Consider the following 22029-nt stretch of genomic DNA (forward strand, 5'->3'; position numbering starts at 1 on the left):
AGTGTGGCGGAGAAATGCAAGCGGGGGTTTGCTGAAATGTCGGTGAGCCGCCAACGCCCCATTGTTGGCAGCCTGAAACAGATACGGCATTTGTTTTCAGGCTGCTTGTTGCTTAATCGTTTACTGCCCTGCGTGTAATACAAAAATCGCGGGGCGTTTTTTTAGGCTTGGCAGCGCGGGCATTTTGCGCCATTGGCGGATACTTTGGCTGATGATTTGCTGGCTGGGCAGGGTTAAATCGCAGGCGATGCACAGGCGGGTTTCGTCGTGCAGGGCGGCGATGGCGTCGGCGAGCAGGGCATCGTTGCGATACGGCGTTTCAATGAAGATTTGCGTTTCGTTGGCTTGGCGCGAGCGGGCTTCCAGCGTTTTCAGGCTGCTGATGCGCTCGTCTTTGTTGGCAGGAATGTAGCCTTTGAAGGCGAAGCTCTGCCCATTGGCGCCCGATGCCATTAGGGCGAGCACGATGCTGCTTGCGCCCACCAGCGGCTGAACGGCAAAGCCTGCGGCATGGGCTTGGGCAACAAGGTTGGCGCCGGGGTCGGCGATGGCGGGGCAGCCTGCTTCGCTGATTAGCCCTAAATCGCGCCCTTCGCGCAGGGGTTGCAGCAGGGCGGCGACTTCGTGCGCGGGGGTGTGTTCGTTGAGCGTTTGCAGGTTGAGTTCGCGAATGGGGGCGGCGATGCCCATGTGTTTGAGATGGGCGCGGGCAGTTTTTTCGGCTTCTACGACAAAGTCGGTGAGATGGGTGATTTGGGCTTGCTCGTGGGGCAGCAGGCTGGGGGTGTCGGCTGCGCCGAGGGGGGTGGGGATAAGGTAGAGGGTGGGCATGGTGTGTTGGATGTATTGTGGGGTGGGTGGGGTTTCAGGCTGCCTTAGTGAACAAGGTTAGGCAGCCTGAAAATAGTTTTGGATGTGGTTGGCATGAATATGCTGTTGGGTGGTGCTGCGGCAGCCTGAAAGCGGGGTTACGGGCTTTCGCGAAGCAAAACGACTGGCAGCGCGGTTCAAACGGAATGCCGCGCGTTAGGGTGCAACGTAAAGCGGATAGTTTTTCGGCACGATGTGGCTGTGCTGGCGGCTGTTATACGGCATGGCGTATGGTTGCTTGGCATAGCGTTTTTTGCGGTCTTGTCCGCTGAGCGTGGCTTGGATGCCCCACACACCGTTTTGTTCGGCGCTGCGGTTGAAGGCGATTTGGGCGTCTAGGCTCACTTGGTTGTCTTGGCAGTTGCGTTTTTCTGCGCCTGTGTATTCGTTGCAATCGCCATACATGCCGCTGTTGTCGCTGCCGCTGGGGATGTAGCTGTCGGCGACGCGGTTGTTGTCGGTGAAGATGAAAAACTGCCCTGTTTCGGTTGCGCCGCCGTTGGTGAAACCGCTTTCAGCTTGATAGCCCCAGTTTTGCGCGCCCACTTGCACAAAGCGCCATTCTTGCGGCGGACTGCCCCATGCGCCGATTTCGCTTTTGCCGTGGTGTTTGATTGTCCATTTGTTGCCGTTTTTTTCTAAGACGAACAATTCGGCAAGCCCTGATGCGGCGTGGCTTTCATCTTTGCGGTTTTCGCGGGTGTCGTAGGCGAAGCCTGTGTAGAGCATATAGCGCGTGGTTTTGCCGTTGCGTGTTACGGCGTGGCTGGCAGCGGGCTTCATGCAGTAGGCGATGTTTTCAGGCTGCTTTGGGTTGCTGGCGGGTGGGGTGGTGAGTTGGCATTGATGCGCGGGCAGGGGGCGGTGGTAGTGTTGGTTGATGAGCTGACGGATGGTGGTGTGGTCTGAGCTGGGGGCGGATGAGAGGCTGGGCGTTTGGGCGATGGCGAAGCTGGGAAACAGGGCGAGTGCTAGGATGGCGGGTTTCATGGGATGTCCTTTGCGTAGGATTTTGTGGAATAGGGCAGCCTGAAAATGGAGTTGCGGCGTTTTCAGGCTGCTTTTGAAGTGTTTAAATATAGTGAAATAAATCAAGAAATACCCAGTTTAATCAGCGTGTAGAGTGTGTGCCGCAGGCACGCACGCGGGAACTGGTAAACCGTGTGCGTGCCTGCGGCACACACCCTACTTGTGTTATCAACAACATAGGCAGCCTGAAACAGGCTTACAGCATTTTCAGGCTGCCTGATGACATGGCGGGATGGCATAGGCAGCCTGAAAATCAAAAACCATCAATCCACCTGCGACACCATCACAGGCAACCCGCGCACGGCTTGCATCACTTCGTCCACTTTGCCGCGATAGATTTGCAAGGCGGCGCGGTCGGCGGTGGCAAGCTGCGGCGTGGGCAAGGCAACGGTGGCGGGGTTTACAGGCTGCCCGTTAATCCGCACTTCGTAGTGCAGATGCGGGCCGGTGGAATGCCCTGTGCTGCCTACCAAGCCGATGACTGCGCCCGAGTTCACGCGCGTGCCCACGTCCACGCCGCTGATAAACGCGCTCAAATGCCCATACAGCGTTTCCATGCCGTTGTCGTGGGTGAGCATCACGGCGTTGCCGTAGCCGCCTTTCCAGCCGCGAAAGCTGACCACGCCATCGCTGGGGGCGAGCACGCGCGTGCCTTGCGGGGCGGCGTAGTCTATGCCCGTGTGCATCCGCACGGTGTGGGTGATGGGATGCACGCGAATGCCAAAGGGCGAGGAGATGCGGGTGTAGCTTTCAATCGGCAGCCCGCCAAAGCCTTGCCGCAGCGGTTCGCCGTTTTCGTCATAATAATTGCCGCCGTTGTCGGCATCGCCGTTTTCAAAATAATAGGCGTAGTAGGTGCGGTTGTTGGCGGTTACTTCGGCGGCGAGCACGTTGCCCGTTGCCACTTCTTGCCCGCGAAAATACAGGCTTTCATACAACACGCGCACGCTGGAACCTTCGGGCAGTTTGTCTAAATTGATTTTATCGGCGAAGATTTCTTTGAGCGTGATGCGCACATCAATCGGCACGCCCGCCTGCCCCAGCGCGCCCGACACGGAAGACGTAATCACCACCGAACGCAGCGAGGGCAGGGTGGTGGTTTCGCCTTCGGTTTTGCGCATTTGCCATTTGCCCTCGGCGTATTCAATCGCCACCAGATTGCGCTCGCCGTCTTCATCGTTAAAAAATTGAATATCGGTAACGTTTTGGTTTTCATCAATGCGCGCGCTCACAATCTTGCCCTCGTTGAGCTTCAACGCTTTCAGGTTAATCGGGCTGTTTTGCACAAAATCTTGAATGTTTTGCTCGCTCACGCCAATGCGCGCCAACACCATCGGCAGCGTGTCGCCCTCTTGCACTTCCTCGTCGCGCCAATAGCTTAACCGCCCGAAATCGGTGATTTTGGGATTGGGCAACACTTGGCGCACCAAACGCGCATCGGGCGCAACCGCCGCTTGCTTCGGGCGCAACGCCACCGCCAGCAGCAACAGCGCAAGTGCGATAATGGGCAACAGAATCAGTTTGTTAGGTTTGATTTTTTTCATAGAACAACGGGTTAAACCAAATCAGAAAGCCCGCAATTTTAGCATTTTCAGGCTGCCTGAAAGAGACTTTTCATAACGGGCGGCGTTTTTATCAAACCTTTACCGCCCGCCCAAGGCAGCCTGAAAACCTGAAATATCACTCTCCCGTGCGGGCGGCAATTTAGCATCGCCCAAACCGCACAGGCTGCTACAATCCCCCATTTTCTACATTTCACACACATCATGTTCACCCTTATCCTCCCCGCCCTCCTGCGCGAACCCCACGAAACCCTGCCCGAACTGCACACCCCCGCGCTCAACCAACTCTTGCGCTATGCCCGCATCCAGCCCACCGCATCCAGCCGAATGCAGCTTTATCAAAGCTACCTGTGCGACCAGCTCGGGCAGCCTGAAAACATCATCTACGCCAGCCCCGTTTGGCAACAAATGGGCATGAACACCGCCAGCCAAATCCCCGCCGAACACCTGCCGCTCACGCACAGCGAAGCCGCCATCTGGTGCCACGAACTCAACCAGTTTTACCGCGGCGAATATGCGTTTACCCCCATCCGCCCCGATTTATGGACGCTTGCCCTGCCCAGCCCGCCCACATGGCACGCCGCCAGCATCCTAGACCTTGCCAGCCAGCTAGATGGCAGCCAAAGCGCAAGCGGCAGCGACATCCGCCCATGGCTCGCCCTTTCCACCGAGCTACAAATGTGGCTGCACAACCACCCCCGCAACGCCGCCCGCCAGCAAAACCAACTGCCGCCGATTAACGGCATCTGGCTGTGGAACGCCCCCGCCGCCGTCCCATTTCAGGCTGCCTCACTCATCGCCAGCAACAGCGCATGGGCAGCGCACAGCAGCCAAGCCACCACCGAGCAGCCTGAAAACTACGCCGCATGGCAACGCACCTGCGCCCAACGCCAAATCCCACTCGCGCACACCCACATCTTCGCCGATGACTTCCTGCCCAGCCAGCAAACAGGCGACATCTGGGCATACCAAACCCAGCTTGCCGTATGGGAGCAAAACTGGTTTGAACCGCTGCGCCAAGACCTGTTTTCAGGCTGCCTCAAAGGGCTGCGCATCGTGTGTGAACAAGCTCAATGCACCGTAAACAGCCAGCCACAATGGGCGTTTTGGAAACGCAAACGGCGGTTTGATGGGAAAACGTTGTGAACGCGCAGGGCAAAATGGGCTTGCGCTGTTTGAGGCAGCCTGAAATCGTTTACCGCGTTTCAGGCTGCCTTTGAGCATGGCTTAATCTTTTGCCAGAGCAGGCGTTTCGCCGCCTACCACGAGCAGGGGCAAGCCCCTGCACCCCGCCGTCCTATCCACCATTTCTTGCACAGTTTCAGGCTGCCTTTGTGAAATAGGTAGCCTGAAAAGGATTTAGCAGGATGATGGGCATAATGGGCTTGATTCAGCATCTTGATAACAAGCCGCCGCCGTTCCATTTAAGGCAGCCTGAAACCCACAATCCCGCCCAAAAACAAAAGCAGCCTGAAAACGGAATCCTCCCTTTTCAGGCTGCCTATTTATATCAGCGCAATCAACACGCGATTATTTTTGCGTGGCTTGAATCGCCGTCAGTGCAATGGTGTACACAATGTCTTCCACCAACGCCCCGCGCGACAAATCGTTCACGGGTTTGCGCAAACCTTGCAGCATCGGGCCCACGCTCAACACATTGGCGTTGCGTTGCACCGCTTTGTAGGTGCAGTTGCCGGTGGTCAGGTTCGGGAAGATGAACACATTGGCTTTGCCGGCCACGGGGCTGCCCGGCGCTTTGGATTTCGCCACGCTTTCCACCACCGCCGCGTCGTATTGCAGCGGGCCATCCACCGCCAATTCGGGCGCTTTTTCTTTCACAAGGCGCGTGGCTTCCACCACCAAATCCACATCAGGGCCGCTGCCTGAATTGATGGTTGAGTAAGAAATCATGGCAACGCGCGGTTCAATGCCGAACGCTTTGGCAGATTTCGCCGATTGGATGGCGATGTCAGCCAGTTGCTCGGCGGTGGGGTTGGGGTTCACCGCGCAGTCGCCGTATACCACCACTTGCCCAGGCAGCAGCATAAAGAACACGCTGGACACAATGCTTTCGCCAGGCGCGGTTTTAATCAGTTGCAACGCAGGGCGGATGGTGTTGGCAGTCGTGTGCACCGCGCCAGATACCAAGCCGTCCACATCGTTTTGCGCCATCATCATCGTGCCGAGCACAACGGTATCTTGCAGCTGGCTGCGCGCTTGCTCTTCGGTCAAACCTTTGGATTTGCGCAATTCGCACATCGGCGCAACGTATTGTTCCACCAACGAAGCGGGGTCAATGATTTCCAAGCTCTCGGGCAGCGCGATGCCATGTTCCTTGGCAACGGCTTCCACTTCGGCGCGGGTTGCCAGCAGCACGCAGCGGGCGATGCCTTTTTCGTGGCAAATCGCAGCGGCGCGCACGGTGCGCGGCTCTGCGCCTTCGGGCAACACAATGCGCTTGTTGGCTTTGCGTGCCGAATCCATCATGTTGTAACGGAATTGCGCGGGCGACACGCGGTCGGTAGTCGCCGCCGCAATTTGCGCCAATTCAGCCGTTTTCAGGCTGCCTGATGCGCCCAAATCCGCCAATTCGTTGGCTTGCGCGGCAGCGGCATTGCCCACCACGCCCGCAAAGAATACGGTGTTGCCTGCAAACGCTTGTTTTGCCAACGCCACGCGCTGTTCCGCGCCCGCTTCGTTGGATGCGGCAAACACGATTTGCGCGTTAAACGAAGTCGCCAGCGCCACGTTTTGCGCGGCGAGGAAAATGTTTTCCGCATCGGCTTGAATGCCTTGAATCACCACATTTTTTTTGCCCAGCGCGGCAACTTCGCCCACCAAAGCGTCAAACCAGTCGTCGGCTTTGCCCGCGGCGATTAAATCGGCGGCGCGTTTGGCATCGGCTAACGGGTTGAACACCACCGCATCGGGCAGGGCGGCGGCGATGCTTTGGGCGGCGGCTGCGGCATCAACGTGCGCGCAAGTGGGGAGAACGAGAATGTTTGCCATGAGAAATGTCCTTGTTTTAGTTAGAAAAAACACAAAGAAAAATCGGCATCTGCCGATAGGATGAACGCGGCGGATTATACTCCGATTTGCTTTTTCAGGCTGCCTTATTGCGCGCCTTATTGCGAACGGCAGCCTGAAAATGGGAAAGGCTTGGTGGTGTGGCAAGTGGTTTTGAGTTGGGGGGATTGGTTTTCAGGCTGCCTTTGATGTGCGCCCAAAGGCAGCCTGAAAACAAAAATGGAGCGGCGATGGCTCGTCGCCAAATGGCATATTCCAAAAGGCATGGTTGCCAAGATGTTGGCGAGCCGCCGACGCTCCATCGGGTATTGCGTTTCAGGCTGCCCCAAATCATCAAGGCAGCCTAAAACCAAAAAAAACCACTCGCCCAAACAACGAGTGGTTTTCATCATTTCAACAACCGCACGCCTATTCCGCTTTCACTTCTACGCGGCGACCTTGGGCGTTGTTGCCCGCAGCAGCGGTGGTATTTTCAGGTTTGCGCAGCTCAATATTTTTGGCATTCACGCCTTGTTTTTCCAAAAACGCTTTCACGGCTTGGGCGCGTTTTTTGGATAGCTCGGCATTGGCGGCAGCGTTGCCAGTGCTGTCGGTGTAACCGCTCACCACCAGTTTTTTGCCGTTTTTACCTGCGGCAATCAAGTCGGCAACCACTTTGTCGGCGTGGGCGGCCACATCGCTTTTGCCTGTGGCAAAGTAGAAGGTGGCAACCGCGTCTTTATACGCCACATCGGCTTGGTCGGCGGCGGGTTCGCTGGCTTTGGCAGCGGTGGCAGGCGTGCTGGCAGCAGCAGAGCTAGCAGCAACAGGCGCAGTAGCAGAGGCGGCGGCAGGCGCGGCAGCGGGAGTTGGGCTAGGTGCGGCAGCAGGTTGCGCAGGTTTGCCTGTTTCGTGTGTGCTATCGGTGGGCAAGGCTTGGTTTTTCGGATGCGATTTGCCCCACACATAAGCCGTCAGCAAGTGGATTTTGTCCTCGGTTAAAAAGTCTTTCCACGCAGGCATTTGGTTGTGCCGCCCGCTGGTAATGGTTTCTATGATGGCTTTTTCGCTGCCGCCCCATAGCCAAGTCTTGTCGTTGAGCGTAGGGGCGATGCCCATTGTGCCTTGTCCGTTTGCGCCGTGGCAGGCAACGCAGTTGGCTTGGAAGATTTCCTTGCCGCGTGCGGCGCGGTCTTCATCGTAGGCGCGGTCTTTGGATAGCGAAATCACATAATTGGCAACATCGCGCACGCCTTCTGTGCCAAGGTTAGGCCCCCAAGGCATCATGATGCCGATGCGCCCATTGGTGATGGTTTCGTGAATTTTTTCGGGCGTGCCGCCGTAAATCCAGTCGCTATCGGTAAGGTTGGGGAAGCCGCGCGAACCTTGCGCATCCGAGCCGTGGCATTGGATGCAATAGGTGTCAAACAAGTTTTTGCCGATGGTCATGGCATTTTTGTCTTTGGCAACGTCTTCCACTTTCATCTTGCTGTATTTGCCATACAGCGCATTGACGGTTTTATCCGCAGCGGCGACTTCTCTTTCATATTGGTTGTGGCTAGTCCAGTTAAACGTGCCTTTGTAGTCGCCCATACCGGGGTAGGCAACCAAATAGCCAATGCCAAACAAGATGGTCATAATAAACATCCAAAACCACCAGCGTGGCATGGGGTTGTTGTATTCTTCAATGCCGTCCCAAGAATGACCTGTAGTTTTAACTTCTTCGCCTTTTTTCAGCTTCACTTTGTCTTGCGACAGCAGCAGCCATGTTACATAAATGAAACTGGCCACCACGATGGCAACGATGTAATAGTGCCAAAATGGGGATGTGAATTGTGATTCCATAGTTTATGCTCCGTGTTCACGATGGGTTTGGGCGGCTTCGCTGTCGCTTGGCGCGTCGTCGTCATCAAAGATGCTTTGTGCCGCGTCTTGGTAGTTTTGTTTATTGCGCTTGTTTAACACAATAAACAGGATAACCGCGAAGCTAATGCAGATGCCGATGGTAAACAGGCTATTTGCCCAAGCCATATTCATGATTTCTTACCTTTTGTTTTTCAATGCCAAGCCCAAACCTTGCAAATAGGCGACTACTGCGTCTAATTCAGATTTGTCTTTGAGCTCTTCGGCGGCTTTGTCGTAATCTTCTTTGGTGTAAGGCGTGCCCACTTTTTCCAAAGCTTTCATGTGGCGCACCACTTCGTCTGCGTCCACTTTGTTACGTGCCAGCCATGGGAATGCGGGCATATTGGATTCGGGAACCACTGCGCGCGGATTGAGCAAGTGGATGCGGTGCCATGCGTCGGAATAGCGTCCACCTACGCGCGCCAAATCAGGACCTGTGCGTTTTGAGCCCCATTGAAATGGGTGGTCATACACCGATTCGCCCGCCACGGAATAATGCCCATAGCGTTCGGTTTCGGCGCGGAAAGGGCGGATTTGCTGCGAGTGGCAGTTGTAGCAGCCTTCGCGCACAAAAATATCGCGTCCCGCCACTTGCAAGGGCGAATAGGGTTTCACGCCTTTGGTGGCGGTAATCACTTCTTTGGTGCCAAACAAGGGGACAACTTCCACCATCAAGCCCACGCTGACCACAATAAGCGTAAACACAATCAGAAAGCCCACTTTTTCTTCTGCTAATTGTTGCAATTTCATTTTTAGCGTCCTTTCTATTAGTGTTCAGTTTTGGGCAAAGCAGGGATTTCTGCTTCAACAGGTTGGGCATCGGCAACAGTGCGGTAGACGTTATACGCCATGATGCACATACCGCTTAAATACAGCAGACCGCCCAAGAAACGGATGAGATAGAACGGCATAGAACGGCTAACCGATGCGATAAATGAATGCGTGAGCGTGCCGTCGGGGTTGAGCTGGCTCCACATCAAGCCTTGCATCACACCTGATGCCCACATGGATGTGATGTATAACACCACGCCCAAAGTCGCAATCCAGAAGTGTGCGTTAATCAGCTTCACGCTATACATTTCTTTTTTGCCATACAAACGGGGAATCAGGTAATACAGCGAGCCGATGGTTACAAAGCCCACCCAGCCCAATGCGCCTGAATGCACGTGTCCCACTGTCCAGTCGGTGTAGTGGCTCAATGCGTTTACCGTTTTGATAGACATCATTGGGCCTTCAAAGGTGGACATCCCGTAAAACGACAGCGACACGATTAAGAATTTCAAGATGGGGTCGGTGCGCAATTTATCCCACGCGCCAGACAAGGTCATGATGCCATTGATCATGCCGCCCCAAGAGGGGGCAAACAAAATCAACGACAACACCATGCCCAAAGATTGCGTCCAGTCGGGCAGGGCGGTGTAGTGCAGATGGTGCGGACCGGCCCACATATAGGTGAAAATCAGCGCCCAAAAGTGAACTACCGATAGGCGGTAAGAGTAAACAGGGCGGTTGGCTTGTTTGGGCACGAAGTAATACATCATGCCCAAGAAGCCTGCGGTCAGGAAAAAGCCCACCGCGTTGTGCCCGTACCACCATTGCACCATGGCATCAATCGCGCCGTAGTAAACGGAATAGGATTTGAAACCGCCTGCGGGAATGGAAATGTTGTTCACAATGTGCAGCAGGGCAACGGCGAGGATAAACGCGCCGTAAAACCAGTTTGCCACATAAATATGCTTCATTTTGCGCTTGGCGATGGTGCCGAAGAACACGATGGCATAAGCCACCCACACGGCGGTAATCAAAATATCAATTGGCCATTCCAGCTCGGCGTATTCTTTGCCTTGGGTGTAGCCCAAAGGCAGGGTAATCGCCGCCAGCACAATCACCAGCTGCCAGCCCCAAAAGGTGAACGCGGGCAGCAAATTGCCGCCAAACAGCCGCGCATTGCAGGTTCGCTGCACCACATAATAAGACGTGGCAATCAAGCCGCAGCCGCCAAAGGCGAAAATCACGGCATTGGTGTGCAAAGGACGGATGCGCCCGAAGTGAAACCAAGGCGCAACGTCCGACAGATTCAGCGCGGGCCAGCGCAATTCTGCGGCGGCATACACGCCCACAAACATCCCAATGATGCCCCAAATCACCGTCATAATGGCGAATTGGCGCACCACTTTATAGTTATAGGTTTGCGTTTCCATAACAACTCCATACGTTGAAAATATTTCTTATTCTGCGATTGACTGTTTTTCAGGCTGCCTTACCCTTTAAGGCAGCCTGAAAACCGCCATCGCTTGTCTTACTCTTAATGTCCCTAGCTGTTAAAATAAAATAAATTAACACATCTTAAAACATCAAAACCTTATTTATCGTAAGGTTACCAAAAGCAGCGGAATGTTACCTGATTAGCATCAAACAATCTACTTTTAGATGTAAATAGCTAAAAGCTAAATCAATTATTGCCATACTCAATACTTTTTTAAAATCAAATAGAAAGCCCAAGTCATGTTGCATTACACCCTCACACCCCGCCCCAACGCCCACCAATGGCACATCATTTTTACATTTCACCACAGCGAAAATGCCACACAAAGCATCAAGCTGGCGAACTGGGTGGCGGGCAGCTATATGATTCGCGATTTTTGCAAACACATCATCCGCATCCAAGCCACCTGCAACGGCCATCCCGTGCCGCTGGCGCAAATCAGCAAAAACGAATGGCAAACCCCCGCGCAAAGCGGCGATTACCAAATTGAATACACCGTGTATGCCAACGATTTGTCGGTGCGCGCCAGCTTGCTGGACAACGAGCGCGGCTTTATTGACGGCGCGTGTTTGTTCCTCTATTTGCCCGAGCGGCGCGACGAAGCCTGCCAAGTGCAATTTAACGACTTGCCCGAGGGCTGGCGCATTGAAACCACATTAAGGCAGCCTGAAAACCAGAAAAACCATTTTCAGGCTGCCCACTACGCCGAGCTCACCGATTGCCCGTTTGAATTGGGCGCACACATTGAAACGCTGCACTTTACCGCGCACGGCATCCCCCACCGCATCGCGTTAAGCGGACACTACCCCGATTTTGACCGCCAGCGGCTGCTTGCCGATTGCCAAAAAATCTGCGAACACGCGCTTGCCCTGTTCTCTGCCGATTTTGCCCCGTTTAGCGAATACCTATTTTTGCTGCATCTGGGCGACAACATCTACGGCGGCTTGGAACACAGCAACAGCACCGCGCTGCACGCCGACCGCAAAGCCATGCCACCGCGCAACATGGCGCAGCCCACCGCCGACTACGCCACGCTGCTGGGCTTAATCTCGCACGAATACTTCCACGCATGGAACGTGAAAACCATCAAGCCCGCCGAATTCGCGCCCTACGATTTAGACCAAGAAGCCTACACCGAGCAGCTCTGGGCATACGAAGGCATCACATCCTATTATGACGACCTGATGCTCGCCCGCAGCCAAGTCATCAGCCCCGAAGCCTATCTCAACCTATTGGCGCAAACCATCACCCGCGTGCACCGCAACGCAGGGCGCAAGCAGCAAACCCTTGCCCAATCCAGCTTCGCCGCATGGCACAAATACTACAAACAAGATGAAAACAGCCCCAACGCCATCACCAGCTATTACCAACAAGGCGCACTCGCCGCCCTCTGCCTCGATGCCCACCTGCGCCAACAGCAACGCCCGCCGCTGGACTTTATGATGCGCAGCCTCTATATGCAAACGCGCCTCAACCGCACCTACTACACCGCTAGCGAGTGGCAAAAATTTGTGCAAGACATCGCCCAGTTTAACCTTACCGACTTTTTTCAGGCTGCCCTACACAGCACCGACGACTTGCCGCTAGAACGCAGCCTGAAAACGCTGGGCATAGAACTGCGCTGGTACAGCACACCGCGCAGCGATTTGGGCAAACTGGTAACCGAGTTTCCCGAAAACACACCCGCCCCCGACATCGGCTGCCGCGCCAAACAACAAACCGACCGCGCCACTATCAGCCATGTGTTTACAGGCAGCAGCGCAGAACACGCCGCGCTCAAAGCAGGCGACAGCATCATCGCCATCAACGGCTACGCCTGCACCGACTTCATCGCCCAAACCGAAACCCAAATCGGCGACCGCCACACCGTCCACTACTTCCGCCACGGCGTGTTGCACCAAACTACGCTTACCGTGCAAGCCGCTGCTGCCAACACTGCCTATTTAAAAATTGTGGACAGCGCACGGCTACAAGCATGGATGACAAGGAGTTAAAGCAACGATAAAGGCAGCCTGAAAAACCCTTACCCATTTTCAGGCTGCCGCAAAACAGTTTAAAATAGCCACTCTTAACAAAAACAACACCCCATTAAGGAAACCAAAAATGATAGAAAAAATCGCCGATTATTTGTATGTGTCCGACCAGCTTAAAGACGAACGTTTTGCCAAGCGCGCCGCGTCATACGGCATCAAGACCGTGATTTGCAACCGCCCCGACGGCGAAGCCCCCGACCAGCCTAGCTTTGAGCAAGTGAAAGCATGGCTCAATGCCAACGGCATCGAACAGGTGATTTACATGCCCGTGGTGATGGACGGCATCACCGACGAAACGCTGGATCATTTCCAAGCCACCGTTGCCAATTCCGAAGCGCCCATCATGGCATATTGCCGCACGGGCACGCGTTCCAGCATGCTTTGGGCGTTGAACCAAGCGCGCCGCGGCGTGGAAGTGAACAGCCTGATTAAAGCTGCTAGCCTTGCCAATATTGACTTGGAACCGCAACGCCACCGCTTGGAAGCGATTTACACGAAAAAAGGCTGACGGGCCGAACACATAATCAAACCCTGTAAACAGAATTGGAAGCTGTTTGCAGGGTTTGGTGTTTTCAGGCTGCCTTGATTGCGTTGAGGCAGCCTGAAAACGGATTGCGAATGGTTTTTCAGGCTGCCTGTGCCGCCTAAGTCCAATAATACCGCACCACATGGAAAAACACGGGCGCGGCAAAGCACAGGCTGTCCAGCCGGTCTAACACGCTGTGGGTGCTGAATGCGTGCCCCCAATGGCGGATGCCGAGGCTGCGTTTGATGGCGCGCATTACTTCGTTGCCGAAAAAGCCCATCAGGCTAATCATCAAGCCCGCTAAGGCAGCCTGAAACAGGGTGAACGGCGTTATCCAATAGAGGCTGGCCGCCAGCAGCGTGGAAAGCGGGATGCTGATATACGCGCTGGGCAGCGTGCGCGGCGGGGCAATTTTGCTGCCCGCGCGCCGCCACAGATAGGCGAACACGTCGCCGCTTTGCACCACCACCAGCATAAACAGCAAGAGCACGATGTTGGGCGAGGCGTAATCCTTGATTTCCAAGCTCAACAAGGCGGGCACGTGCGAGAGGCAATAGATGGTAATCATCACGCCCCATTGGATTTTGGCGGTGCGGTCAAAAAACTGGCTGTTGTCGCCCGCCATATTGCGGATGATGGGCAGCAGCAAAAAGGCATACACGGGAATCAGCACGGTAAACATGCTGAACCAGTTAATCAGCACAAAATAATATTGCAAGGGCAGCAGCAGATAGAAACACAGCGCGATGGTGAGATGGTCGGCGCGATTGCGGTACACATGGCTGATGAATTCGCGCAGGGTGGCAAACGAGGCGGCAACAAACAGCGCAATCATGCCGCCGCGCCCAATCCAAAACGTTACCAGCAGCAGGATGGTAATCACCCACCACGATGCCACGCGGGCGTTCCATTCTTTCACCATGTTGCTCACGTCAAAGCCTTGTTTGCGCTCGTAATACTTGCCTGCCAGCGAAGCGAGTGCCAGCGCGCAAAAAATGCCAAAAAACACGATGCCAACCAAAGCGGGCAGATAAAAAGCGGTGTTCATCATGCTTGCTCCGCGTATTCGGCGATTTTGGCGGGCGGCACCAGCGCGAGCATGGCTTGGCGGGCGCGTTGCAAAAATTCTTCTTTTTCTTCGTTGGCTTGCACATACAGCGGCTCGCCGATGATGACATCGCACAAAATCGGCACGGGGACGACTTGGTTTTTCGGCAGCACGCGGTTGATGTTGTTAATCCAAATCGGCACGAAGCCCACGTCGGGATTGCTGCGGGCAAGGTGGTAGATGCCGCTTTTGAAAGGCAGCAGCAAGGTGTTGTCGTCGGTGTTGCGCGTGCCCTCGGGGAAGATGATGAGCGAGGATTGGGTGGCGAGCACATCCGACATTTGCTGGGTGATGGCTTTGGGGTCGTTGCCATTGCGCATAATCAGCAGGCTGTTGAACACGTGTTTGCTCACAAAACGGCGAAACGCGCCTTTAAGCCAGTAATCCGCGCCTGCCACGGGTCGGGCGGCTTTGCGCCAGCGTTTTGGCAGGGCAAGCTGCACCATGATGAAATCGGCGTGGCTATTGTGGTTGGCAAAATAGACTTTGCGCTCGGGGGTAAAGGCGATGTCGCCTTCAAATTTGGCGCGGATGCCGGTTAAAAACGAAACAAGTAAAAAAATGCTGCGGCTCACGATAAAGGATGCCGCTTGCGTCAGAATATTCATGGTGTGGTTGTGCGGATGGAAAGGTAGGATGGAAAGGTAGGATGGAAAGGTTGGATTGTAATGGATTGTAAGCGGTTGTGGCGATTTATGGTGATGGGGGCAGCCTGAAATCTGCAAACGAGCCTGCGCCTCTCAAAAAGACGGCGGGTTTTGCGTGTTATAGTCGTTCCAATTAAGTCTTATACAAGGCGGCGAGTCGCAGATAGTACAAGTAGTACAGCAAGACGAGCCAACGCTGTATAAGGCTTAATTGGAGCGACTATAAAAAGCGCCGTGCAATCGGCAGCCGCCCATGCCAAAGGCAGCCTGAAAACCGTTTGGTGCGGTTTCAGGCTGCCTTTATTGTTGCGGCGATACGCATTTTCAGGCTGCCTGCGCATTCTTAGGCAGCCTGAAAACGCTTTACGCTTTTTTAACGAATTCCGATTTCAAATTCATCGGCGTGCCGTCGATTTTGCAACCGATGTTGTGGTCGCCCTCTTGCAAGCGAATGCTTTTTACTTTCGTGCCTTGTTTGATGACTTGGCTGCTGCCTTTCACTTTCAAATCTTTAATCAGCACTACGCTATCGCCGTCTTGCAACACTGCGCCGTGGGCATCTTTTACGATGGCGTTTTCATCGGCATCGGCGGCGGTGTCGCCTTCTTGCCATTCATGGGCACATTCGGGGCAAACGAGCTGGCTGCCGTCGTGGTAGGTGAGATGGGAGCGGCATTGTGGGCAAGCGGGGTAGGTCATGGATGTTCCTTGTTAATAGTTAGTAGTGCGGCGGAATTCGGCGGCTTGGGCACGCAATTCGCGCAGGGCTTCGGGATTGCCGCACAGTTTGTCTTTTTTAACGCTCGATACTTGCCCTGTGGAATGCGACACTTCTATGCGGTAATAGGTGCAGCCGCTCAAAATGTTCACGTCCCAGTTGAACCAGTCTTTATCGGTGGAAACCAGCAGGCCGCCGTGTGAGATGCGTTTTGCCATGCGGATGGCGTTTTGTTCGTCGTCGGTGGCGATGCGTTGGGGTTCGGCGGTGGCGGCAAGGCTGCTGGTGAGCAATAGGGCGGCGGCGAGCCATTTGAGTTGGGGTTTCATTATGCTTCCTTTGTGGAGTGGGGAAAGTGGGGAATATAACGAGGCGCGGGCGGCTTGGCAAATAGGCAGCCTGAAAATGGGGCGGGGTGTTGCAAAACGGTCGGCAGGCGGGTTGGGGTTGCGCCGAACGGCATTTCAGGCTGCCGATGGCTGATGAATGCGGCGCGGGCTGCTGCAGCCTGAAAACGCTGTGCGGCTAGGGAAACGCCACCAGCGCGTAAGCCGAATGGTTGTGGATGGATTCAAAATTTTCGCTTTCCACGGTGAACGCGGCGATGCGTGGGTCTTGTTTGAGCACGGTGGCGATGTCGCGCACCATGTCTTCCACAAATTTGGGGTTTTCGTAGGCGTGTTCGGTTACAAATTTTTCATCAGGGCGTTTGAGCAAACCATAAAGCTGGCAGGAGGCTTGGTTTTCCACCCAGTCGATTGCTTCTTCGATGGCGACGGCTTCGCGGCAGCGCAGAGTGAGGGTAACGTGCGAGCGTTGGTTGTGCGCGCCGTAATCGGAGATTTCTTTGGAGCAGGGGCAAAGGCTGGTTACGGGGATGACGATTTTCAGGCTGCCTATAAAGGCGTGTTCGCGCATTTCGCCGATAAGCGTTACATCGTAGTCCATCAGCGAGAGGCAGCCTGAAACGGGCGCGGCTTTTTGGCGGAAAAAGGGAAAGGCAATGCTGATTTTGCCCGCGTTGGCTTCCAGCCGCGCCAGCATATTGCCGGTGAGCGCTTCGAGCGTGGCGAAATCCAGCGCGGCGCGGTGTTCTTCCATCAGCGCGACAAAGCGCGACATGTGCGTGCCTTTTTGCTCGGCGGGCAGCGATACGGTCATGCTGATGCGGGCAACGGTGGCTTGCTCGCCCGCTTGGCTGCGGATGCGGACGGGAAAGCGCAAGTCTTTGATGCCGACTTGGTCGATGGGGATGTTTCGCACGTCGGGGGTGCTTTGCACATCGGGCATAGAAGTCATTGAAGTATCCTTGATGGGTGTAGGCAATTTTAAAATTGGTTTGGCAAGGCGGGCGGCTGAACCCTGTGGCAGCCTGAAATAACTGTCAGGCTGCAACGGCGGTTTCAGGCTGCCCGAAAGCGGCGCAAGTATATCACTATGCCCTGTTTTGAAATACAATCGCCACCTTTGATTTTCCCTTTTTCAGGCAGCCTGAAAACCCATCTCCCATCGCAAAGGAATCGCCATGAAATTCGCCACCCAAACCATCCATTCCGCCTACAACCCCGATGAGCACAACCGCGCGCTGATGCCGCCCCTATACCAAAACAGCATGTTCGCCATGCACGAATTGGGCGAAAACATCCCCTTCCGCTATTCGCGCCTTGCCAACCCCACGCGCAAAATTTTGGAAGACACCGTTGCCGCGCTGGAACACGGCACCCACGGCTTTGCCTTTGCCAGCGGCATGGCGGCGATAGACTGCATTTTCCGCACCTATTTGCAACAGGGCGACACCATCGTTGCCGTGTCCGACATCTACGGCGGCAGCTACGATTTGCTCACCAATGTGTACGCCAAATGGGGCGTAAACGTCATCTTTGCCGACTTAACGCAGCCTGAAAACCTAGACCGCATCCTTGCCGAGCATCAAGTCAAAATGCTGTGGCTGGAAACCCCGTCCAACCCGCTGTTGCGCTTGGTGGACATTGAATTGCTGGCGCAAAAAGCCAAAGCCCACGGCGCAATCGTTGGCATGGACAACACCTTCGCCACGCCCTATTGCCAAACCCCGCTGGATTTGGGCTGCGACATCGTGTTCCATTCCGCCACCAAATATTTGTGCGGGCATTCCGATGTGTTGATGGGCGTTGCCGTGTTAAAAGATGCTCAGCTTGCCAAGCCCTTTGCCAACATGATGGTGGAAACAGGCGGCGTGGCAGGGCCGATGGATTGCTGGCTGGTGTTGCGCGGCATCAAAACGCTTGCCGTGCGCATGAAACAGCATTTGGAAAACGCGCAAATCATCGCCGAAAAACTGTGCCGCCACCCCGCCATTGAAAAAGTGTTCTACCCCGCCCTGCCCAGCCACGAGCATCACGAATTAGCCAAACGCCAAATGCGCGGCTTCGGCGGCGTGGTAACCGTTTACCTGAAAAACGACACGCGCGAAGCCGTAAACCGGTTTATCGCGCACAGCAAACTGTTCACGCTGGCATCCAGCTTGGGCGGCGTGGAATGCTTGGTGAACCATTGCTATTCGCAGTCGCACAGCGGCATGGCGCATGAAGTGAAAACAGGCTTGGGCATCAAAATCGGCTTGCTGCGCCTATCCATCGGCATCGAAGACGTGGACGACATTTATGCCGATTTGGACCAAGCGTTGAATGCGACTTTGTAAACCGCGATAACGCCCATCCCGACACCCAAAGGCAGCCTGAAACCGAGAAACCGCGTTTCAGGCTGCCTTGATGCTTTGCGGCAGCCTGAAATCGGCCAATGGAGCGGCGACGGCGGGTGGCCAAATGGCGCATGCAATAGGGCTTCGCGGGTTGGCAAAGATGCCGGCAAGCCTTGGATGCGCCATGGGTTTACAGGTTTGCAAAAGGTTCGGATGGGTTTTCAGGCTGCCTCCGTTTAACGGGCTAAGGGATTACCGCAAGACAGGGCAGGGCAGCCTGAAAAGCCATCGCACGCCGCCGCCAATCTTTGCCGCAAACAATAAGGATAAGGCAGCCTGAAAACGGTATTTCCCGTTTTCAGGCTGCCTCAACGTATTAGCGCGGTCATTTAAACTTTGCGCTCATTCTTTTCCTTCATCATCTGATGCAAGGTTTTTGCCGCAGGGCGCATCGGCGCGTGGTTTCTCGTCCAGCCCATTTGCCAAGGCGGCGTTAGGCTGCGGAACGTGGTCGCCGCCCAGCCCAGCGTGCGGTATGCCTTAATCTTGCCAAACGAGCCGCTGAACACGCGCCAAGCCATGCTCTCGCCCAAGCTGTGCGACGCGCCTTGCCCTTTGATGGGGTAGGGTACCTGCTCGCTGGGCGAGCGTTGCGCTTCTTGGCGCAGGCGCTGCATCTGCTCGGTAATCGGGATTTTCACGGGGCAAACTTCCACGCACGCGCCGCACATGGTGCAGGCGGTGGGCAAATCGCGCGTTTTGTCCAAGCCCATCAGATGCGGCGAAATAATCTCGCCAATCGGGCCGGGATAAGTTGTGCCATAAGCAGCACCGCCCACGCGCGTGTAAACAGGGCAATGGTTCATGCACGCGCCGCAGCGGATGCATTGCAATGTGCGGCGCATTTGCTCTTCGCCGTAGGCTTGGGTACGCCCATTATCCAGCAGCACAAGGTGCATTTCTTGCGGACCGTCTAGCTCTTCGCAGCGGCGCGGGCCGGTAATCATGTTGAAATAGGTGGTGATGTTTTGCCCAATCGCGGTGCGCGGCAGTTGGCTGTATAGCGGCACAACATCGGTGAGCTTGGCGACCACTTTTTCAATACCCGTGATGGCGATGTGCACGGGTGGCACGGTGGTGGACAAGCGTCCATTGCCTTCGTTTTCCACCAAACACAGCGTGCCTGTTTCGGCAACGGCAAAGTTCACGCCGCTCAAACCCACATCGGCAGTGCGGTAAACATCGCGCAGGGCTTGGCGGGCAAAGCCTGTGAGCTTGTCCACATCGTCGGTGAGTTCTGTGCCCAAGTTGTCGTGGAAAAGCTGGCTCACTTGCTCTTTGGTTTTGTGAATGGCGGGCATCACGATATGGGTGGGTTTTTCGCCCGCCATTTGCACGATAAATTCGCCCAAATCGCTTTCAACCGCGCGCATGCCTTTGCTTTCCAAATGGTGATTGAGTTCAATTTCCTCGCTCACCATCGATTTGCCTTTCACCATCAGCTTGGCTTTGTGCGTTTCCATGATGCCGTAGATGATGTTTTGCGCTTCTTCAACGGTTTCCGCCCAATGCACGCGCACGCCAAGGCGGGTGAGATTGCTTTCCAGCTGTTCCAGCAAATCGGGCAGTTTAGACAGCGCGTGTTGGCGAACGTGCTCGCACAGCGTGCGCAACATTTGCAATTCCTCTTCGTCCGACAACACCAGTTTGCGCTTGGTCATCAGCATATCCATGGCGGTGCGCAGGCTTTTGCGCAGCGGTTTGTCGGCAAGCGCGGCTTCGGTGTTTTGCTTGAAGGTTTCGGGGCGCGGGTGGATTTTGATTACTTGCGTGGTCATGCTTGTTCCTCCAAATCGGCAGGGTTGATGTGTTCAGGCAACACCGCCAGCACCACCAAATCGCGCGGCCCGTGCGCGCCAAACGCCAATGTGAGCTGGATGTCGGCGGTTTTGGACGGCCCCGAAACCAAGATGATGTTGGTGGGCATCTCATCAACCAATTTTTCGCCTGTTAAGGCGGCGTAAAACGTGTCGTACAGTTTGCGGGTGTCAAACAAGCAAAAATGCACGGGGGGAACAAGGCTTTGGCTGCGCGGCTCTTCGGGCGATGACACCAGCATCACCGTGCCCGTGTGCGCAATGCCGCACAGCGAAGAGGTAAAACCCGCGTCCACGTTGGCAAAAAAATCGTCTTTCCAATCGTCAATTTTTTGCTCAAAACCGCGCGTTGCCAAGCCAGCTTGTGTTAGGGCTTTTTCGGCGCGACTGCCGTGCGCGGTTTGCGGCGAGAGCAGCATATTTTTCAGCCCTTTTTGCTGCGCCACTTCCACCAGCGTGTTTTCCCAATCGTTTTCGCGTACCCAAAAAATCTCGGTTTTCACCGCACGCATGGTTTTCGCCCAATGTTTCAGGCGTGCCACTTCGTTGTCCCATGTGGGCGACATTTCTTGGTAATAATCATGGGTTTGCGGCTCTGCCATCGGATAGGCATTGGCTTGCCGCAGCTTGGCTAAGATGTTTTCGCGCGCGCTCATTGTTTCACCCCCGTGCGTTCCAGCAAGAAGGTGGAAATGTGTTTGGGGCGCGGCATGGCGGGTTCGTCTTTTTCAATTTTGCCGCCGATGTTCATCATGCAGCCTGCATCCGCGCTCACAATTTCCACCGCTTCGGTTTCTTTGAGCGCGGCAACTTTGTCGCTCACCATTGCGCCTGAAATGTCGGCGTGTTTCACCGAGAACGTGCCGCCGAAGCCGCAGCATTCGCTTTCGTGGTCGTGTACCACGCGCTCCACGTTTTTCAGGCTGTCTATCAGTTTCCAGCCCGAAAGGTGCACGTTCATTTCGCGGCGCGCGGTGCAAGAGGTGTGCACGGCGACTTTAATCGGCTCGCCTTTGTCTTCTGGCTGATAGCCGATGTTGAGCAGAAAATGGGTGAATTCCACCACGCGGCTGGCGAGTTCGTTGGCGCGCGCTTCGTATTCGCTGCCCGCAAACAGGGTGGGCCAATGCAGCTTCATCATGCCGCCGCATGAGCCCGACGGCACCACAATGGGCCAATCTTCGGGGAATAAATCCAGCTGCGCTTTGGCAACGGCAAACGCTTCTTTTTCGTGCCCGGACGAATAAGCGGGCTGCCCGCAGCAGCTTTGTTCCATGGGGAAATGAACGTTGATGCCCAGAGATTCCAGCAGCGTCATGGCATCCATGCCTGCTTGGGGCATAAACATATCTAAGATGCACGTGCCAAAGAAATAGACATCGCGCGGATAGGTGGTGTTTGTGTTCATGGTTTGTTTTCTTTTTGATAGTAGAAACGGCGGGATGCCGTGCGGGGTAATGTATTGTAGTTACATGTAGTCTGTCAAGATGGTTTGTTAATGTTTGTTAGACTTTGTTTACTGAATTTTAATCGGCAAGACGGCGGGATATTTTTTTGCAAAGCGCGGATTTTACGGCAGATTGTGATGGTAATCGGGTGTTTGTTGGCATGGATAGGCGGAATGATTGGTGAAAAATGGCTAATCGGTGGAGCGTGATACCGCCAAAAGGATTAGATTTTGTTTTATGAAATTACAAGATTGCCCGCGAAGGCAGCCTGAAAACGCATGAAACGGATTTTGCCGAGCCGATACGGCATCCAAAAGGTGGTTTCAGGCTGCCTTTGCTATAATCCGCCCACTT

General features: G+C 55.0%; 23 protein-coding genes. 4 read left to right on the top strand and 19 right to left on the bottom strand.

Features of this window, described 5'->3' with window-relative positions:
* Positions 1-120: 120 nt before the first annotated feature.
* From H3L93_RS01580 to H3L93_RS01595, 5 genes are read right to left on the bottom strand one after another with little or no spacing between them, the layout of a single operon-like run.
* Entirely contained in the window at positions 121-831 is a 711-nt protein-coding gene (locus H3L93_RS01580) for an SAM-dependent methyltransferase (protein ID WP_040558797.1), read from the bottom strand.
* Between the two features lie 57 nt (positions 832-888).
* Positions 889-1011 carry a hypothetical protein gene (locus tag H3L93_RS13260; RefSeq protein ID WP_003797693.1) on the bottom strand — a complete coding sequence of 41 codons (123 nt, stop codon included), beginning with the start codon at positions 1009-1011 and terminating at the stop codon, positions 889-891.
* 15 nt (positions 1012-1026) lie between these two features.
* Entirely contained in the window at positions 1027-1965 is a 939-nt protein-coding gene (locus tag H3L93_RS01585; protein WP_003797691.1) for a hypothetical protein, read from the bottom strand.
* Positions 1962-2138, bottom strand: a complete 177-nt coding sequence (locus tag H3L93_RS01590) for a hypothetical protein (protein WP_155803187.1) — start codon at positions 2136-2138, stop codon at positions 1962-1964. The genes H3L93_RS01585 and H3L93_RS01590 overlap by 4 nt, the downstream gene beginning before the upstream one ends.
* Before the next feature lie 24 nt (positions 2139-2162).
* A complete protein-coding gene (locus tag H3L93_RS01595) occupies positions 2163-3443 on the bottom strand; it encodes a M23 family metallopeptidase (RefSeq protein WP_003797686.1) in 1281 nt (426 codons plus the stop codon).
* A gap of 222 nt (positions 3444-3665) precedes the next feature.
* Between H3L93_RS01595 and H3L93_RS01600 the strand changes: the two genes are divergently transcribed.
* Positions 3666-4607 (top strand): hypothetical protein, encoded by a 942-nt coding sequence (locus H3L93_RS01600; RefSeq protein ID WP_003797682.1) that lies wholly within the window; start codon positions 3666-3668, stop codon positions 4605-4607.
* 384 nt (positions 4608-4991) lie between these two features.
* On the opposite strand, the gene pta is transcribed toward H3L93_RS01600, so the two are convergent.
* The 6 genes from pta to ccoN form a co-directional block, all read right to left on the bottom strand.
* Positions 4992-6470, bottom strand: a complete 1479-nt coding sequence (gene pta, locus H3L93_RS01605; RefSeq protein ID WP_003797677.1) for a phosphate acetyltransferase — start codon at positions 6468-6470, stop codon at positions 4992-4994.
* 116 nt (positions 6471-6586) lie between these two features.
* Complete coding sequence (locus H3L93_RS01610) at positions 6587-6880, bottom strand: hypothetical protein (RefSeq protein ID WP_003797675.1); 294 nt, start codon at positions 6878-6880, stop codon at positions 6587-6589.
* A 16-nt stretch (positions 6881-6896) separates the two neighbouring features.
* Positions 6897-8312 carry a cytochrome-c oxidase, cbb3-type subunit III gene (gene ccoP / locus H3L93_RS01615; RefSeq protein ID WP_003797673.1) on the bottom strand — a complete coding sequence of 472 codons (1416 nt, stop codon included), beginning with the start codon at positions 8310-8312 and terminating at the stop codon, positions 6897-6899.
* 3 nt (positions 8313-8315) lie between these two features.
* Positions 8316-8504, bottom strand: a complete 189-nt coding sequence (locus H3L93_RS01620) for a cbb3-type cytochrome oxidase subunit 3 (RefSeq protein ID WP_003797671.1) — start codon at positions 8502-8504, stop codon at positions 8316-8318.
* Positions 8505-8510: 6 nt separating this feature from the next.
* Positions 8511-9122 carry a cytochrome-c oxidase, cbb3-type subunit II gene (gene ccoO, locus H3L93_RS01625; RefSeq protein WP_003797669.1) on the bottom strand — a complete coding sequence of 204 codons (612 nt, stop codon included), beginning with the start codon at positions 9120-9122 and terminating at the stop codon, positions 8511-8513.
* A 17-nt stretch (positions 9123-9139) separates the two neighbouring features.
* On the bottom strand, positions 9140-10573 hold the full coding sequence (gene ccoN / locus H3L93_RS01630) for a cytochrome-c oxidase, cbb3-type subunit I (protein WP_003797667.1): 1434 nt from the start codon (positions 10571-10573) through the stop codon (positions 9140-9142).
* Positions 10574-10877: 304 nt separating this feature from the next.
* Here ccoN and H3L93_RS01635 point away from each other — a divergent pair, with 304 nt between their 5' ends.
* Both H3L93_RS01635 and H3L93_RS01640 read left to right on the top strand, forming a co-directional pair.
* On the top strand, positions 10878-12632 hold the full coding sequence (locus H3L93_RS01635) for a M61 family metallopeptidase (protein ID WP_003797665.1): 1755 nt from the start codon (positions 10878-10880) through the stop codon (positions 12630-12632).
* A 109-nt stretch (positions 12633-12741) separates the two neighbouring features.
* Positions 12742-13179, top strand: a complete 438-nt coding sequence (locus H3L93_RS01640; RefSeq protein WP_003797664.1) for a protein tyrosine phosphatase family protein — start codon at positions 12742-12744, stop codon at positions 13177-13179.
* A gap of 136 nt (positions 13180-13315) precedes the next feature.
* Here H3L93_RS01640 and H3L93_RS01645 read toward each other — a convergent pair whose 3' ends face one another.
* The 5 genes from H3L93_RS01645 to folE2 form a co-directional block, all read right to left on the bottom strand.
* The gene (locus H3L93_RS01645) at positions 13316-14248 is read right to left on the bottom strand and encodes a phosphatidate cytidylyltransferase (RefSeq protein ID WP_003797659.1); all 933 of its coding nucleotides are present in this window, start codon (positions 14246-14248) and stop codon (positions 13316-13318) included.
* Positions 14245-14913 (bottom strand): lysophospholipid acyltransferase family protein, encoded by a 669-nt coding sequence (locus H3L93_RS01650; protein WP_003797657.1) that lies wholly within the window; start codon positions 14911-14913, stop codon positions 14245-14247. Before H3L93_RS01650 ends, H3L93_RS01645 begins: the two co-directional genes overlap by 4 nt.
* Before the next feature lie 402 nt (positions 14914-15315).
* On the bottom strand, positions 15316-15651 hold the full coding sequence (locus H3L93_RS01655; RefSeq protein WP_003797653.1) for a zinc ribbon domain-containing protein YjdM: 336 nt from the start codon (positions 15649-15651) through the stop codon (positions 15316-15318).
* A 12-nt stretch (positions 15652-15663) separates the two neighbouring features.
* Positions 15664-15999 (bottom strand): hypothetical protein, encoded by a 336-nt coding sequence (locus H3L93_RS01660; protein WP_003797651.1) that lies wholly within the window; start codon positions 15997-15999, stop codon positions 15664-15666.
* Between the two features lie 196 nt (positions 16000-16195).
* A complete protein-coding gene (gene folE2 / locus H3L93_RS01665) occupies positions 16196-16969 on the bottom strand; it encodes a GTP cyclohydrolase FolE2 (RefSeq protein WP_040558795.1) in 774 nt (257 codons plus the stop codon).
* A gap of 226 nt (positions 16970-17195) precedes the next feature.
* On the opposite strand from folE2, the gene H3L93_RS01670 reads away from it, so the two are divergent.
* Positions 17196-18350 (top strand): trans-sulfuration enzyme family protein, encoded by a 1155-nt coding sequence (locus H3L93_RS01670; RefSeq protein ID WP_003797648.1) that lies wholly within the window; start codon positions 17196-17198, stop codon positions 18348-18350.
* A gap of 389 nt (positions 18351-18739) precedes the next feature.
* Here the strand turns inward: H3L93_RS01670 and H3L93_RS01675 are convergent, their stop codons facing one another.
* The 3 genes from H3L93_RS01675 to H3L93_RS01685 are packed head-to-tail and all read right to left on the bottom strand — an operon-like array spanning position 18740 to position 21635.
* Positions 18740-20188 carry a LutB/LldF family L-lactate oxidation iron-sulfur protein gene (locus tag H3L93_RS01675; RefSeq protein WP_003797643.1) on the bottom strand — a complete coding sequence of 483 codons (1449 nt, stop codon included), beginning with the start codon at positions 20186-20188 and terminating at the stop codon, positions 18740-18742.
* A complete protein-coding gene (locus H3L93_RS01680; protein WP_003797642.1) occupies positions 20185-20883 on the bottom strand; it encodes a LutC/YkgG family protein in 699 nt (232 codons plus the stop codon). Before H3L93_RS01680 ends, H3L93_RS01675 begins: the two co-directional genes overlap by 4 nt.
* A complete protein-coding gene (locus H3L93_RS01685) occupies positions 20880-21635 on the bottom strand; it encodes a (Fe-S)-binding protein (RefSeq protein WP_003797640.1) in 756 nt (251 codons plus the stop codon). The genes H3L93_RS01680 and H3L93_RS01685 overlap by 4 nt, the downstream gene beginning before the upstream one ends.
* Positions 21636-22029 lie beyond the last annotated feature (394 nt).

This window comes from Kingella oralis (genome assembly GCF_014054985.1).
In the GTDB taxonomy this organism is placed as follows: domain Bacteria; phylum Pseudomonadota; class Gammaproteobacteria; order Burkholderiales; family Neisseriaceae; genus Kingella_B; species Kingella_B oralis.

Bases quoted from the DNA above. Each gene is read 5' to 3' on its own strand.
- H3L93_RS01580 (WP_040558797.1), bottom strand. From the start codon at position 831: ATGCCCACCCTCTACCTTATCCCCACCCCCCTCGGCGCAGCCGACACC.
- H3L93_RS01590 (WP_155803187.1), bottom strand. From the start codon at position 2,138: ATGCCATCCCGCCATGTCATCAGGCAGCCTGAAAATGCTGTAAGCCTG.
- H3L93_RS01595 (WP_003797686.1), bottom strand. From the start codon at position 3,443: ATGAAAAAAATCAAACCTAACAAACTGATTCTGTTGCCCATTATCGCA.
- H3L93_RS01600 (WP_003797682.1), top strand. From the start codon at position 3,666: ATGTTCACCCTTATCCTCCCCGCCCTCCTGCGCGAACCCCACGAAACC.
- pta (WP_003797677.1), bottom strand. From the start codon at position 6,470: ATGGCAAACATTCTCGTTCTCCCCACTTGCGCGCACGTTGATGCCGCA.
- H3L93_RS01610 (WP_003797675.1), bottom strand. From the start codon at position 6,880: ATGATGAAAACCACTCGTTGTTTGGGCGAGTGGTTTTTTTTGGTTTTA.
- ccoP (WP_003797673.1), bottom strand. From the start codon at position 8,312: ATGGAATCACAATTCACATCCCCATTTTGGCACTATTACATCGTTGCC.
- H3L93_RS01620 (WP_003797671.1), bottom strand. From the start codon at position 8,504: ATGAATATGGCTTGGGCAAATAGCCTGTTTACCATCGGCATCTGCATT.
- ccoO (WP_003797669.1), bottom strand. From the start codon at position 9,122: ATGAAATTGCAACAATTAGCAGAAGAAAAAGTGGGCTTTCTGATTGTG.
- ccoN (WP_003797667.1), bottom strand. From the start codon at position 10,573: ATGGAAACGCAAACCTATAACTATAAAGTGGTGCGCCAATTCGCCATT.
- H3L93_RS01635 (WP_003797665.1), top strand. From the start codon at position 10,878: ATGTTGCATTACACCCTCACACCCCGCCCCAACGCCCACCAATGGCAC.
- H3L93_RS01640 (WP_003797664.1), top strand. From the start codon at position 12,742: ATGATAGAAAAAATCGCCGATTATTTGTATGTGTCCGACCAGCTTAAA.
- H3L93_RS01645 (WP_003797659.1), bottom strand. From the start codon at position 14,248: ATGATGAACACCGCTTTTTATCTGCCCGCTTTGGTTGGCATCGTGTTT.
- H3L93_RS01650 (WP_003797657.1), bottom strand. From the start codon at position 14,913: ATGAATATTCTGACGCAAGCGGCATCCTTTATCGTGAGCCGCAGCATT.
- H3L93_RS01655 (WP_003797653.1), bottom strand. From the start codon at position 15,651: ATGACCTACCCCGCTTGCCCACAATGCCGCTCCCATCTCACCTACCAC.
- H3L93_RS01660 (WP_003797651.1), bottom strand. From the start codon at position 15,999: ATGAAACCCCAACTCAAATGGCTCGCCGCCGCCCTATTGCTCACCAGC.
- folE2 (WP_040558795.1), bottom strand. From the start codon at position 16,969: ATGACTTCTATGCCCGATGTGCAAAGCACCCCCGACGTGCGAAACATC.
- H3L93_RS01670 (WP_003797648.1), top strand. From the start codon at position 17,196: ATGAAATTCGCCACCCAAACCATCCATTCCGCCTACAACCCCGATGAG.
- H3L93_RS01675 (WP_003797643.1), bottom strand. From the start codon at position 20,188: ATGACCACGCAAGTAATCAAAATCCACCCGCGCCCCGAAACCTTCAAG.
- H3L93_RS01680 (WP_003797642.1), bottom strand. From the start codon at position 20,883: ATGAGCGCGCGCGAAAACATCTTAGCCAAGCTGCGGCAAGCCAATGCC.
- H3L93_RS01685 (WP_003797640.1), bottom strand. From the start codon at position 21,635: ATGAACACAAACACCACCTATCCGCGCGATGTCTATTTCTTTGGCACG.